The organism is Agrobacterium sp. S7/73 (assembly GCF_019355535.1).
GTDB lineage: Bacteria > Pseudomonadota > Alphaproteobacteria > Rhizobiales > Rhizobiaceae > Agrobacterium > Agrobacterium tumefaciens.
In genome coordinates this window covers 382,382-395,592 of the sequence record NZ_CP072136.1, presented here as the reverse complement: position 1 = coordinate 395,592, position 13,211 = coordinate 382,382, and the positions used below count along the sequence as shown (strand labels likewise).

The following is a 13,211-nucleotide window of genomic DNA, read 5'->3' as shown; positions in this document are numbered from 1 at the left end:
CTAACATGTCAGTGTGCCATCAATCTGCAGCCACCTTGGAGGAGCATCTTAATTGACCCAGAAATTCGGCCTTTCGGCAGCACTGACGACCCCTTTCAAAACTGACGGAACCGTCGATACAGACGCCATGATCGCGCATGCCCGCCGTTGCCTTGCAAATGGTTGCGACAGCGTGACACTCTTCGGCACCACCGGCGAGGGATGCTCCGTCGGCAGCCGCGAACGGCAGTTCATTCTCTCCCGCTTCATTGAGGCAGGCATTGCGCCTTCCCGTCTGGTCACCGGCGTTCTCGTGGATTCCATCGAAGATGCGGCCGACCAATCTGCCGAGGCCCTGAACGCAGGTGCCCGCAATATTCTTCTGGCCCCACCATCCTATTTCAAGAATGTCAGCGATGACGGCCTGTTTGCCTGGTTCTCGGCGGTTTTCGAAAAGATCGGCAAGGGCGCGCGCGACATTCTCGTCTATAACATCCCTTCCGTGACCATGGTAACACTGTCGGTCGAACTGGTGGGGCGGCTGAGACAAGCGTTTCCGGGCATCGTCACCGGCGTGAAGGACTCCTCAGGCAACTGGAGCCACACAGAGCGCCTGCTGAAAGAACACGGCGATCTCGCAATTCTGATCGGCGATGAGCGTGATCTGGCCAAGGGCGTTCGCCTGGGCGGTCAGGGAGCCATCTCCGGCGTTGCCAATTTCCTGACGCAGGAAGTCCGCGCCATGGCCGTTGACGGCAAGGACGATGCGCGCATCGTCGATCTTGTTGTGGAACTTCTGAAATTTCCGGTTACGCCCGCCGTCAAGGTGCTGGTATCACACACGACTGGGGAAAATATCTGGTCTGATGTGCGCGCGCCGCTCGTTGCCATTTCACCGGAGGGCCGGCGGCAGATCGAAGGCGCATTCGACGCGCTGTTTCGCAAACAGGCCGCCTGAACAGACCTTGAAAGGTTGAGCATGGACGATACCGGCGAACAGACATTGCGGGAACGGGCGTATGAAAGCTTTACGCATCACCTTCTCTCGCGCGACGTTCGCCCTGGGCAATTCATCTCGCAACGCCGCCTCGTGGAATTGACGGGTCTGCCGCTGGGCGCGATCCGGGAAGCAATTCCGAGGCTGGAGGCGGAAGGTCTGATCAAGACCGTGCCGCAGCGGGGATTGCAGGTCGCCCATATCGACATCAACCTCATCCGCGAGGCGTTCCAGTTCCGGATCTTTCTCGAGAAGGAGGCCGTGGCACTCTTTACGCGTTCGGCCTCGGACGAGACCATCGCCAAGCTGTTGAAACAGCACCGCGATATCGTCGAGGCGACGGAAAACGGTGGGGAATCGCCGGAGCTGGACCAGCACGCGCAGCAGGTGGACTGGGGCATGCACGACGCCTTCATCGATAGCCTCGGCAATTCGATCATCTCGAACGCCTACAGGGTCAATTCCATCAAGATGCGCCTCATCAATCAGGAGCGCTTTCGCATCGCAGGCCATGTCAAATCGGTGATGAAAGAACACCTCGCCATTCTCGAAGCCATTGAGAAGCGATCTGTCGAAGACGCCGTGGAGCGGCTGACCGCCCATATCCGCAACGCAAGGGACAGGGCGCTGGCAGTATAGGGCAATTCCGGTAGGGCAGAAGAAAGGTCCTGGCCGGAATTGCATGAAAATAAGCAACAAGCCGGAGGTGAGGAGAATTTCCGGCTAACTGGAGGAGAACTGATATGACGCATTCATTGCTCAACCCCACGCGTCGCGCCTTTCTGGCAGGCACGGCAGCGATCGGTGGCAGCGCGGTGCTCGGCATCCGCCCCGCATCGGCGGCGGTGAACTGGAAAAAACACGCCGGCACCACGCTTGAAGTCAACCTGGTCAAAAGCCCGCGCAGCGAAACGCTGATCAAATATCTGGGCGAATTCGAGGAACTGACCGGCATCAAGGTCAATGCCGAAGCAACGCCTGAACAGCAGCAGCGCCAGAAGGTGGTAATCGAGCTTTCCTCCGGCAAGCCGAGCTTCGACGTCGTTCATCTGAGCTACCACGTGCAGAAGAGACAGTTCGAAAAAGGCAAGTGGCTGGCCGATATCAGCGGCTTCCTGAAGGACCCGTCGCTGACCGATCCGTCCCTCGTCGAAAAGGATTTTGCCGAAGCCGGCATGCTGTTTGCCAAGGATAGCGACGGCGTGCTGCGCTCGCTGCCATTCTCGGTGGATTACTGGATCGTCTACTGGAACAAGGAACTCTTCGAAGCCAAGGGCCTGAAATACCCTGAGACCTTCGAGGAACTGGTGACGGCAGCGGAAAAGATCACCGATCCCGCAACCAACACCTACGGTTTCGTCGCCCGCGGCCTGAAAAATGCCAACACCCCGGTCTGGACTTCGTTGATGCTGGGCTACGGCGCAAAGCCGATCGGGGCGGACGGAAAGGTCGACACCGAATCCAAGGAAGCGGTCGAGGCCGCGAAACTCTATCAACGCTTGATGACCAAAGCCGCCCCTCCCGGCGTTTCCGGCTTCAACTGGGCCGAAGCGCAGTCTGCCTTCCTTCAGGGCAAGATCGGCATGTGGTTCGATGGCGTCGGTTTTGCACCGCCGATCGAAAACCCGGAAAAATCCCGCGTTGTCGGCAAGGTCGGTTACGGTGTCATGCCGAAGGGCCCGGCAGTACAGGCGGCCGGCACCTTCGGCGATGGCCTCGGTGTCGTCGAAGCCAGCAGCAAGAAGGAAGCGGCCTACCTCTTCTGCCAATGGGCGATTTCGCACGACATGGGCGCGCGCCTGCTGCAGGCGGGTGCAGGCGTTCCGTTCCGCCAGTCCATCCTCGAAGACCAGAAGGTGCGTGAGGGCGTGAAGATGCCGGCCGCCTGGCTGGATGCGGTCGTCGGTTCCGGCAAGGTCTCGCAGCTTGCCCTGCCGGTCATCATTCCGGTCACGGAATTCCGCGACATCTACGGCGTCGGCCTCACCAACATGATCGGCGGCGCCGACCCGGCAGCTGAGCTGAAAAAAGCGACGGAACAGTTCGCACCCGTTCTGGCGCGTAGCGAGGGATAATGGCCTCCGTGAGCATCGAAAACACCAAAACAGGCGTCAGCCGGAAAGAAGGGAGCAGGCCCGCAAGGCTTGCTCCCAACTACTGGCCTTTCGTCATACCGGCACTTGTCGTCATCTCGGCGGTGATCGTTTTTCCGTGGGTCTTCACCCTGTGGATGAGCGTGCATCGCTGGACGCTCGGACAGGAGCAGAGCTTTATCGGTTTCGATAACTATATAAGGCTCGCAAGCGACGTGAGGTTCTGGGAATCGCTCTGGCACACCCTCATCTATACCGTGCTGTCGGTCGTCGCTCCGCTGTTTCTGGGAGCATTGGCGGCGCTGGTTTTCGATGCGCAGTTTCCGCTGCGCGGTTTTCTGCGCGGCGTGTTCGTGATGCCGATGATGGCGACCCCGGTCGCCATCGCGCTCGTCTGGACCATGATGTTCCACCCGCAGCTCGGCGTTCTGAACTATCTCTTGTCCTTCATCCATATCGGACCGCTGGAATGGATCTACAACCAGTCCACCGTCATCCCCTCGCTGGTGCTGGTGGAAACCTGGCAGTGGACGCCGCTCGTCATGCTGATCGTGCTCGGCGGACTGGCTGCAGTACCCCGCGAACCCTATGAGAGCGCCGAAATCGACGGTGCCAACGCCTGGCAGAAGTTTCGTTACCTGACCATGCCGATGATCGCGCCGTTCCTGATGATCGCCGTCATCATCCGTTCCATCGATGCCGTCAAAAGCTTCGACATCATCTACGCGATGACGCAGGGCGGCCCTGGCACGGCCTCGGAAACCATCAACATCTACCTCTATAACACGGCGTTTTCCTACTACGACATCGGTTACGGCTCGGCCATGGCCGTCGTCTTCTTCATCATCATCGTGGCGCTGTCCTTTGTGCTTTTGATGGTGCGCCAGCGTGCGCAATGGAACGAGATGGAGGATCGCTGATGGCTCGCCAATTGCTCAAACGTAAAAACCTCGACCGCATCGGCCTGTTTTTCGTGGCGCTGGTGATGATTTCGCCTGTCATCCTGTTCTTCATCTGGATGATTTCGCTATCGCTGAAATATGAAATCGACAACGGCGCCTATCCGCCGATCCTCATCCCCGAGCGTTTCGCATGGTCGAACTATGTGAAGGTGTTCGAGGAGAATAATTTCTTCCTCTATTTCTGGAATTCGGTGCTCGTCACCGGTGCGGCCACCATTCTGGCGCTGGTGATCGGCGTGCCTGCCGGTTACGGCATCGCCCGGCTAAAGGCGGAAAAGTCGGCTGTCGTCATCATGATCGCCCGTATGACGCCCGGCCTCTCCTTCCTCATTCCGCTATTCCTGCTGTTCCAATGGCTGAACCTGCTCGGCACACTCTGGCCGCAGATCATCATCCATCTCGTGGTGACGGTTCCGATCGTGGTCTGGATCATGATCGGTTATTTCGAAACCACACCGAAGGAACTGGAAGAAGCGGCAAGCATCGATGGCGCATCCTCCTGGCAGGTGTTCCGGCTGGTGGCCCTGCCGATTGCCAAGCCCGGCATCGTCGTTTCCTTTATCCTCGCGGTCATCTTCTCGTGGAACAACTTCGTCTTCGGCATCGTGCTGGCCAGCCGTGAAACGCGCACCCTGCCGGTGGCGGTCTACAACATGCTGTCCTTCGAACAGGTGAGCTGGGGACCGCTTGCCGCAGCCGCGCTGATCGTGACGCTGCCGGTGCTGCTGCTCACCATGTTCGCGCAGAAACAGATCGTGGCGGGCCTGACCGCCGGCGCCGTCAAGGGCGGCTGAATCAACCAATTAAAAATACGGGAACCAAAAACATGGCACCGGTCAATATTCTAAACGTCCAGAAGCGCTTCGGCGCGGTCAACATCATCCACGGCATCGATATCGATATCAAGGATGGCGAATTCGTCGTGCTGGTCGGCCCGTCCGGCTGCGGCAAATCCACCCTGCTGCGCATGATTGCGGGCCTGGAAGAAGTCAGCGACGGCGAAATCCACATCGGCGCGCGTGAGGTCAGCAACCTGCCCGCCCGCGACCGCGATATCGCCATGGTCTTCCAGAACTACGCCCTTTATCCGCACATGACGGTGAAGGATAATATGGGCTTCGCGCTGAAACTGAAGAAAGTGAGCGCCGACGAAACCAAGGCGAAGGTCGACAAGGCCGCCGCCATTCTGGGGCTGGACAAGCTGCTCGACCGTTATCCGCGCCAGCTTTCCGGCGGCCAGCGCCAGCGTGTAGCCATGGGACGCGCGCTGGTGCGCGATCCGCAGGTCTTCCTGTTTGACGAACCGCTGTCAAACCTCGACGCCAAGCTGCGCGTGCAGATGCGCGGCGAGATCAAGGCCATGCACCAGCGCATCGGCACCACCACCATCTACGTCACGCACGACCAGGTGGAAGCCATGACCATGGCCGACAAGATCGTGGTGCTGCATGACGGCGTGATCGAGCAGATCGGCGCGCCGCTCGAGCTTTACGACCGCCCGGCCAACCTCTTCGTTGCCGGTTTCATCGGTTCGCCTGCGATGAATTTCATTCGTGGACGCGTCGAAGAAGGCGTGTTCCGCACCGTGAAGGGCTTAAGCCTTCCCCTGCCAGCCAACAGCGACATTGCCGCACTGGGCGGCCGCGACCTCGTCTACGGCGTGCGCCCGGAACATATCCGTGCAGCAAGCGGCGGTATCGAAGGCCGGGTCGAACTGGTCGAAGGCACCGGCTCGGAAATCTATGCCAAGCTGAACTGCAAGGGCGACGAGATTGCCTGCCTGTTCCGTGAGCGGCTGGACGTGCGGTTCGGCGATAGGATCCATATCGCCATCGACCCGGAAATGGTTCACCTTTTCGACAAGGCAACCGGCAAGCGCATCTAAGGCGCATGCCGAGTAAGATTGCGTAAGACAAAGACATAGGGTGACGGGCATGGACAGCCAACACGAGAGCCGCAAACATGTGCTGTGCGTGGGTGCAGCCGTGCTCGACACCCTGTTTCGCGTCCATGACATGCCAAAGGGCGAAGGCAAGGTCCTGCCTTACGAAATGTTGCAGATCGCCGAGGGCATGGCATCCAGCGCAGCCTATGCGGTGCACCGCATGGGCGGGCGCGCCAGCCTTTGGGGTGCGGTGGGCGACGACGAGACCGGCACCCGTATCCTGCGCGATCTCGCCGAAAGCGGTATCGACACCACAGGCATGACAGTCGCCGCCGGCGCACGCTCGGCACTCTCCACGATCATTATCGATGATCGCGGTGAAAGGCTGATCGTGCCTTTTTATGATCACAGGCTGCATGAGAAAAAGCGCTCCTGCACACCAGCGGACCTCGCCGCTTACGACGCCGTGCTGGTGGATGTGCGCTGGCCGGAACTGGCGCGCGATGTTCTTGATGTGGCACGCGCACTCGGCAAACACGCCATTCTCGACGGCGACGTCGCGCCGGTCGAAACCCTCCAAAAGCTCGCACCCGCCGCAACCCACATCGTTTTTTCCGAACCCGCCGCCGCCCGGCTGACGGGGCTTGAGACGGTAGAGGACATGCTGCCTGTGCTGCACGCCCGCTACCCGCAAACCTTCATCGCCGTCACCGCCGGACCGGCAGGCTGCTGGTGGACGGAAGCTGGCGATCCCACTGTCCATTTTCAGGAAACGATGCAGGTCAAGGCGGTGGATACGCTGGCGGCAGGCGACATTTTCCACGGCACCTTTGCGCTTGCAGTTGCCGAAGGCATGGAAAGCCGCGCCGCCATCCGGCTCTCCTCCGTTGCGGCTGCACTGAAATGCACCGTCTTCGGTGGTCGCATCGGGGCGCCCACACGCGAAGAGACCGAGGAAGCCATGCGGCAATGGCTGGAGCGGGAGCGTGAACGGGGACCGGCGCTACGCGCCTCCTGAGCGCATCCATTGCCCGCATAAAACTATTCCATTTTTGCGATGCCGTTTCCCGGCGAACTAGGCTAACGTCAAGTCAGAGCAAAGCTTTTCGCACGCCGCGCTTGTTTCACCTTGAGCCTGCATTCCGCAAAAGTGATCGCCCGATGCATCAGACGACCCGCCCGAGACTGCGCGATATCGGCTTTAAGCCGGGCCGGTTCCAGACTGGCGCGCTCAATGCCATCACCGATGTCAAAGGTGTGCTTGTCGGCCACTCCACTGTGATCGAAGGCGACACGATCCGCACCGGCGCAACCGCGATCCTGCCGCATGGCGGCAATCTTTTTCAGGACAAGGTGCCTGCGGGTTTTGCGGTCTATAACGGCTTTGGCAAATTTGCCGGCTCGACACAGATCGAGGAACTTGGCGAACTCGAAACGCCTGTCATCCTCACCAATACGCTTGCAACCGGCCGGGCAATCGAGACGATCAACCGCCACACACTGGCGCAGCCGGGTAACGAAAAAGTGGTGTCGATCAATGCGGTCGTCGGAGAGACCAACGATTCCCGCCTCAACGACATCCGCGCCGGTCGCCCGACCATCGAGGAAATCTCCACCGCGCTGAAAAACGCTGCCACAGGCCCGGTGGCCGAGGGCGGCGTTGGAGCCGGGACCGGCACGGTGGCTTTCGGCATGAAGGGCGGCATCGGAACCGCATCCCGCATCGTCACCGTCGCGGGGGAGGCGTATACGCTCGGCGTTCTCGTGCAGTCCAATTATGGCGGCCATCTTCTCGTCTGTGGCAAACCCTATGTGAGCCCGGAGCACAAGGACAAGGACGGCTCGATTGTCATCATCATCGCAACCGATGCGCCGCTGTCGTCGCGCAATTTGAAGCGCTTGGCCGCTAGGAGCTTCGGCGGCCTCTCGCGCACCGGTGCGGCACTGAGCAATGGTTCCGGCGATTACGCGCTGGCATTTTCGACCAACGAGCGCCTTCGCCGCACGCCCGCACGCCGTAAGGCAGTTACAGACTATCCTGAGCTCTCCAACGATGCGATCTCGCCGCTCTTCGAAGCCGCAATAGAGGCAACCGAGGAGGCGATCCTCAATTCGCTCTGCGCGGCAACAACAACATCAGGCTTCAACGCTGGAACCGGCAAGGCCGCAACGGTTGAGGCCATTTGCATCGATACCCTTAAAACCCTTCTTTCAGCCTGACTTTTCCAGACGGAGTTTTCATGACTAGCCAATCCGGTCGCATCGTTTATCTCAACGGCGAATTCCTGCCCGAGGCGGAAGCCCGCCTTTCCATCTTCGACCGCGGCTTCCTGTTCGGCGACGGCATTTATGAAGTCACCTCCGTTCTCGAAGGCAAGCTGATCGACAGCGACCTGCACATGGCGCGGCTGGAACGCAGCGCCCGCGAAATCGACGTGCCGCTGCCGGTCACAACAAAGGAAATCGTCGAGGCCGAACGTCGCCTGATTGCCGACAACAACCTCGTCGAGGGCATGATCTACCTGCAACTGACGCGCGGCGCGGAAGACCGCAACTTCCTGTTTTCCGCCGATTTGAAGCCGACGCTGGTGATGTTCACGCAGGCCAAAAAACTCGTCGGCACCGCCGTGGAAGAGGCCGGCATTGCGGTCAAATCCGTTCCCGACCAGCGCTGGGCGCGCCGTGATATCAAGACCGTCTGCCTGCTGCCGCAGGTCATGGCAAAACGCATCGCCAAGGCTGAAGGCTGCGATGAGGCGTGGATGATCGAGGATGGTTTCGTCACCGAAGGCGCATCCTCCACCGCCTATATCATCACCGGCGACAGGAAGATCATCACCCGCGGCAACAGCAACAAGACCCTGCCCGGCTGCACCCGCCTTGCCGCCCTGCAACTGGCCAAGGAGGCCGGTTTCACGCTGGAAGAACGGCCTTTCACGCTGCAAGAGGCGATGAACGCAGACGAAGCCTGCCTGACCAGCGCCTCCAACTTCGTGGTTTCGGTGACGAAGATCGATGGCAAGCCGGTGGGTGATGGCAAACCAGGCGCGATGGTAAAACGCCTGCGCGCTCTCTATCTCGAAAACGCCCACCGCACCGCGATCTGACCAGGATCAATCTTCGAGAACCGCCCATATGCGCTCGACAACGGGACGGCGGTTCTCCTTGGAACGATAAAGCCGGATATCCACGGCAATATCGAAGCTTTGATCGGCGGCACGCACCAGCGCGCCGCTATCCAGCTCATGCCGCATCAGGCTTTCCGGCACCCAGGCAACACCCCATCCCGCCATCGCCATGGCTTTCAGCCCCACCGACATGCTGCCCTCATGCACCCGCTCGAATTTCGGCAGGCGCGCACTCAGGAGATCGCGCAACAGCGGCCCGAAGAACGATGCTTTTTCGTAATCCAGATAGGCAAAGGGTTTTTTCGCGCTTTCCGTCAGGCTGTGCAGCGGTGCGCCATCCTCTGCGGGGGCGGAAACGGGAATGATGTTTTCCGCGCCAAGCACGCGGAATTCGAAGGTCTGCGCATCGAGCAGCATCGGCACTTCGGGGTGAGCGTAGGTCAGAAGGAAATCGCTCTGCCCGTCCACCAGCGAATTGAGGTTCTCCTCCATGCTGCCGGAATCAGGCCGCAGAACCGAAAACAGCGGTCCCGCCTTCTCGTTCACCTGTTTCAGCCAGTCCGGAAAGAAGGTGAAAGACAGCGTGTGCAGCGCCGTCAGCCGCACTGTTCTGGCATCCTCGCCGTCTTCCTGCAACAGGGTGCGACGGGCGTGGTAAAGCTGCTTCAGGGTTTCCTGCGCCACCGGAACGAACTTCACCCCGGCCTCGGTCAGCCGTGAGGGATAGGAAGCTCGATCGACCAGCGTCGCGCCCACCCAGGCTTCCAGCTGCTTGATCCTCCGGCTGAAAGCGGATTGCGTCACATGCCGCTCTTCCGCCGCCTTCGAAAAATTGAGCGTTCCGGCCAGCGCCAGGAAATCCTCGAGCCATTTGACTTCCAAGGGCCTGTTCTCCCACAAAGATGTTGAACCGGCCTTTAGCTGGAACAAGGGTCTTTATTAGGAGCAATAGCAGCTGATTGAAACCCTCTTAAAGGCTTCTTGAATATTCGATCATTCGCGCCCGGCTCGCCACAAGCTCTATTCGGCTGTCGCTCAATTGATTGAGACAGATGCGCTTCGTCCACGGCCCGTCCAAGAGCGTGAAGAGGAAGCGACCATTGCCGAGCGCCGTCAAAGGCATGGAGCGGCGCGTGGGACCGATGCCCATGGTCAGCGACGAACCGGAAATCGTAAATTCCGCCCCTTCGGTAGAGCGCCAAGATCCGGAAAGCTCATCGGGCACCGCATGGTCGCCAACCGGCAGGAACCGACGAGCGGCGTGGCCTGCCTCGCCGACGATCGCGTCGCCCTCGAGCCTCAGAAGCATCGGAGAGGATGCGGAGCGCGATGACACCCAGCCATCGGCATCTTCATAAAGCGTGTCGTCGCCATCGATGAAGGTCGAGGTACTGCCCTTGATCTCCAGCCACCACGGTCCGCTTTCGGTGACATAGAGGCCTTCCGGCAGGCTGTCGGCGGGTTTGGGTAAAGGCAGACCGGTCAGGGCCGCCATGCTTTCCAGCGCAATCTTGAAGCCGTTGGTATCCTCGCGGTTCGATACCACGACGAAACCCGTGCCGTTTTCCGGATCGAGAAGGAAGTACGTCTTGTAGCCAGGATGCGAACCGCCATGACCGACGAAACGTCTGTCGCCGAGATGTGACCAGCGCAGGCCGAGACCATATTCGCTCATCCGTCCATCGGCGAGCCGCCGCTCGGTGGAAAGCCCGTCCAGAACGCCGGCAAAGCTGCCCTCTCCCCGCATCAGCCCCTGCAGCCAGCGGGTCAGCGCTTCGGCACTGCCGGCAAGACTGCCGGAAGCGGAAATATGCAGGCCCGCCGCCGAAAGTTGCCAGTTGCTCTCAGCCTTCCAGTAACCCGGCACCAATCCGTCCACCGGATCGTTCCAGACGTCCGGCGCCTTCAGGAAAACACCGAACGGTCCGGCAATTTGCGTCTGCACGAAATCGTCAAAACGGAAACCATGGCGCTCCAGCGCCGCCTCGACCAGACGATAACCGGTATTCGAATAGGAAACCTCGCTGCCGGCCGGAAAGTTCAGCCGGGTCAGCCGCGACAGATAGTCTAGAAGCGGGCCGGCCTTCGTTTCGGTGTAGACGGAAAGACCAAGCAGCGAGAGGCATTCGCGCGTGTCCGGCAACCCGCCGCTCATATCCAGCGCCTGCCCGACAGTGACGTCGCGGAGTGGCGATTGCAGCTCCGGCAGATGCTTTCCGAGCGGATCGTCAAGCCCGATCAGATCGGAATGGGCAAGCACCATGGCGCAGAAGGCATGTTTGGTGACGGATGCGTAACGCACCACGCTTTTCGGCGTGAACGGCGCAAACGTCGAAAGGCTCTCAACCCCGCCCGCATGGGCAAAACGGATGCCATTGAGATCGAAACCGATCACTGCTCCGCCTGGCTCGTTGCCGGCCCATTGCGAGACGAAACTCTCGGCAAGCGTTGAAGCGGCGTTCCAGTCGAATTGCTGTGACATTGTTCGGTCTCGTGTCTTCGTGGGTCTTGTGGGAAGCCTCATACCGCTGCCGCGACCTTCTCCCCGGTGGGAAGAAGAAGCGAGCAGCATCCGCTCGATCTATGTGCGACGTGGGCTCAAGCCGGCTCTTCCAACCGGATACTCAGGCTGCGCAACTCTTCGGTATGCGGGTGTTTCGTGCGGCCTTCGCGTAGATCGCCTGCATTCAGCTGCTCGACCATTTCACCATTCAGCATCACGCCCACCTGTGGGCACAGATGCGCGATAACAGCCAGATTGTGGCTGACGAGGATATAGGTGAGGTTGCGCGCCGCCCGCAGATCCTGCAACAGGTTCAGGATTTCCGCCTGCACTGAAACATCGAGCGCCGAAGTCGGCTCATCGAGCAGCAGAACCTGCGGATCGGCAATCAAAGCACGCGCAATCGCCACGCGCTGACGCTGACCGCCTGAGAGCTGGTGCGGATAACGGAAGCGCACAGCCTGCGGCAGGGCCACATCCGATAGCGCCTGCTGGATGCGTTTTTCGATATTGTCCATGCCGTGCACCAACGGCAATTCGCTGAGAATGCGGTCGATGGTCTGGCGCGGATGCAGCGAACCATAGGGGTCCTGAAACACCATCTGCACCTGCCGGAAGAATTCCGGCGTGCGCTTCAGCGGCGCATCCTTGCCGGCAAAGGCAATGCGGCCTTCCCAGCTTTCATTAAGGCCGGCCATGGCGCGCAGGATGGTGGACTTGCCCGAGCCGCTTTCGCCAACTATGCCGAAGCTGCCGCCCTTTTCGACCGAAAAGGACACGCCCTTCACCACTTCACGGTGGCCGAACTTGATACGGAGATTTTCGACGTCGATCATAGGCTGGACCACGCTGCATCACGGTTGAGAACGGGAAGACGCTCGCGCGGATGCGTCAGCGAGGGAATGCAGTTCAAGAGACCCTGCGTGTAAGGATGCTGTGCTTTCAGGAGTTCGGAAGCCTTCAGTTCCTCCATCACCCGGCCGGAATACATGACAGCCACGCGGTCGCAGAAATGCGAGACTAGCGGCAGGTCGTGGCTGATGAGGATGAGACCCATGCCGCGTTCAGATACCAGCTCCTCGATCAGCCGCAGGATTTCCGCCTGCACCGTGGCATCGAGAGCACTCGTCGGTTCGTCGGCGATCAGAAGCTCGGGATCGGGCGCCAGCATCATGGCGATCATGACACGCTGGCCCATGCCGCCGGAAACCTCGTGAGCGTAGGACGAAGCGACCTGGCGCGGATTGCGGATCTTCACCTGATCGAGCAGAGCGATTGCCGCCTCCATGGCCGCACGCTTGCTGCCGCCCTTGTGGGCGCGCCAGGCTTCCGCGATCTGTGCACCCATGGTCTTGACCGGGTTCAGCGAATATTTCGGATCCTGAAGGATGAAACCTGCCCGTTTTCCTCGGATCTGGCGCATCTGCTTTTCACTGGCGGAAAGCACGTCGATACCGTCGAAGGAGAGCTTGTCGGCCCTGATATCAGCATTGGAGGGCAGAAGCTTCATCAGCGCGCGCGCCGTGAGGCTCTTGCCCGAACCGGATTCACCGACGATGCCGAGCTTTTCTGTTCCGAGCTTCATGGAAACACCGCGCACCGCCTCGAAGCGGCTGGTGCGGGTCTGGAACGCGATCTTCAGATTTTCGATTTCGACCAGCATG

The 13,211-nt window shown here is 60.1% G+C and carries 13 protein-coding genes; 9 read left to right on the top strand and 4 right to left on the bottom strand.

Annotation, left to right across the window (positions count from 1 at the left end; genetic code table 11):
• The first annotated feature begins 52 nt into the window (after positions 1-52).
• The 9 genes from J5276_RS01720 (at position 53) to J5276_RS01680 (ending at position 9,023) form a co-directional block, all read left to right on the top strand.
• A complete protein-coding gene (locus tag J5276_RS01720; RefSeq protein WP_111783468.1) occupies positions 53-937 on the top strand; it encodes a dihydrodipicolinate synthase family protein in 885 nt (294 codons plus the stop codon).
• A 21-nt stretch (positions 938-958) separates the two neighbouring features.
• Positions 959-1,615, top strand: coding sequence for a GntR family transcriptional regulator (locus tag J5276_RS01715; protein WP_003504009.1), 657 nt, complete (start codon positions 959-961; stop codon positions 1,613-1,615).
• Between the two features lie 104 nt (positions 1,616-1,719).
• Positions 1,720-3,051, top strand: coding sequence for an ABC transporter substrate-binding protein (locus J5276_RS01710; protein WP_003514099.1), 1,332 nt, complete (start codon positions 1,720-1,722; stop codon positions 3,049-3,051).
• Positions 3,051-3,989, top strand: coding sequence for a carbohydrate ABC transporter permease (locus tag J5276_RS01705; RefSeq protein ID WP_112154328.1), 939 nt, complete (start codon positions 3,051-3,053; stop codon positions 3,987-3,989). The genes J5276_RS01710 and J5276_RS01705 overlap by 1 nt, the downstream gene beginning before the upstream one ends.
• Entirely contained in the window at positions 3,989-4,825 is an 837-nt protein-coding gene (locus J5276_RS01700) for a carbohydrate ABC transporter permease (RefSeq protein WP_003504003.1), read from the top strand. The genes J5276_RS01705 and J5276_RS01700 overlap by 1 nt, the downstream gene beginning before the upstream one ends.
• A 32-nt stretch (positions 4,826-4,857) precedes the next feature.
• Positions 4,858-5,916, top strand: a complete 1,059-nt coding sequence (locus tag J5276_RS01695) for an ABC transporter ATP-binding protein (protein ID WP_112154329.1) — start codon at positions 4,858-4,860, stop codon at positions 5,914-5,916.
• 49 nt (positions 5,917-5,965) lie between these two features.
• Positions 5,966-6,934, top strand: a complete 969-nt coding sequence (locus J5276_RS01690) for a sugar kinase (protein ID WP_112154330.1) — start codon at positions 5,966-5,968, stop codon at positions 6,932-6,934.
• A gap of 143 nt (positions 6,935-7,077) precedes the next feature.
• On the top strand, positions 7,078-8,136 hold the full coding sequence (locus tag J5276_RS01685; RefSeq protein ID WP_112154331.1) for a P1 family peptidase: 1,059 nt from the start codon (positions 7,078-7,080) through the stop codon (positions 8,134-8,136).
• Between the two features lie 20 nt (positions 8,137-8,156).
• Entirely contained in the window at positions 8,157-9,023 is an 867-nt protein-coding gene (locus tag J5276_RS01680) for a D-amino-acid transaminase (protein WP_111795901.1), read from the top strand.
• Positions 9,024-9,029: 6 nt separating this feature from the next.
• On the opposite strand, the gene J5276_RS01675 is transcribed toward J5276_RS01680, so the two are convergent.
• The 4 genes from J5276_RS01675 to J5276_RS01660 all read right to left on the bottom strand — a co-directional run bounded on the left by J5276_RS01675 (position 9,030) and on the right by J5276_RS01660 (position 13,210).
• Positions 9,030-9,926: a LysR substrate-binding domain-containing protein gene (locus tag J5276_RS01675; RefSeq protein ID WP_111795900.1), complete on the bottom strand. Its 897-nt coding sequence runs from the start codon at positions 9,924-9,926 to the stop codon at positions 9,030-9,032.
• Positions 9,927-10,014: 88 nt separating this feature from the next.
• Positions 10,015-11,526: a serine hydrolase gene (locus J5276_RS01670; protein WP_112154332.1), complete on the bottom strand. Its 1,512-nt coding sequence runs from the start codon at positions 11,524-11,526 to the stop codon at positions 10,015-10,017.
• Between the two features lie 116 nt (positions 11,527-11,642).
• The gene (locus J5276_RS01665; protein WP_111790581.1) at positions 11,643-12,383 is read right to left on the bottom strand and encodes an ABC transporter ATP-binding protein; all 741 of its coding nucleotides are present in this window, start codon (positions 12,381-12,383) and stop codon (positions 11,643-11,645) included.
• A complete protein-coding gene (locus J5276_RS01660; protein ID WP_003503986.1) occupies positions 12,380-13,210 on the bottom strand; it encodes an ABC transporter ATP-binding protein in 831 nt (276 codons plus the stop codon). The genes J5276_RS01665 and J5276_RS01660 overlap by 4 nt, the downstream gene beginning before the upstream one ends.
• Position 13,211 lies beyond the last annotated feature (1 nt).

Excerpts from the sequence above, each read along its gene's own strand:
- J5276_RS01715 (WP_003504009.1), top strand. The coding sequence starts at position 959 with ATGGACGATACCGGCGAACAGACATTGCGGGAACGGGCGTATGAAAGC.
- J5276_RS01665 (WP_111790581.1), bottom strand. The coding sequence starts at position 12,383 with ATGATCGACGTCGAAAATCTCCGTATCAAGTTCGGCCACCGTGAAGTG.
- J5276_RS01670 (WP_112154332.1), bottom strand. The coding sequence starts at position 11,526 with ATGTCACAGCAATTCGACTGGAACGCCGCTTCAACGCTTGCCGAGAGT.
- J5276_RS01685 (WP_112154331.1), top strand. The coding sequence starts at position 7,078 with ATGCATCAGACGACCCGCCCGAGACTGCGCGATATCGGCTTTAAGCCG.
- J5276_RS01710 (WP_003514099.1), top strand. The coding sequence starts at position 1,720 with ATGACGCATTCATTGCTCAACCCCACGCGTCGCGCCTTTCTGGCAGGC.
- J5276_RS01700 (WP_003504003.1), top strand. The coding sequence starts at position 3,989 with ATGGCTCGCCAATTGCTCAAACGTAAAAACCTCGACCGCATCGGCCTG.
- J5276_RS01695 (WP_112154329.1), top strand. The coding sequence starts at position 4,858 with ATGGCACCGGTCAATATTCTAAACGTCCAGAAGCGCTTCGGCGCGGTC.
- J5276_RS01690 (WP_112154330.1), top strand. The coding sequence starts at position 5,966 with ATGGACAGCCAACACGAGAGCCGCAAACATGTGCTGTGCGTGGGTGCA.
- J5276_RS01680 (WP_111795901.1), top strand. The coding sequence starts at position 8,157 with ATGACTAGCCAATCCGGTCGCATCGTTTATCTCAACGGCGAATTCCTG.
- J5276_RS01705 (WP_112154328.1), top strand. The coding sequence starts at position 3,051 with ATGGCCTCCGTGAGCATCGAAAACACCAAAACAGGCGTCAGCCGGAAA.
- J5276_RS01660 (WP_003503986.1), bottom strand. The coding sequence starts at position 13,210 with ATGCTGGTCGAAATCGAAAATCTGAAGATCGCGTTCCAGACCCGCACC.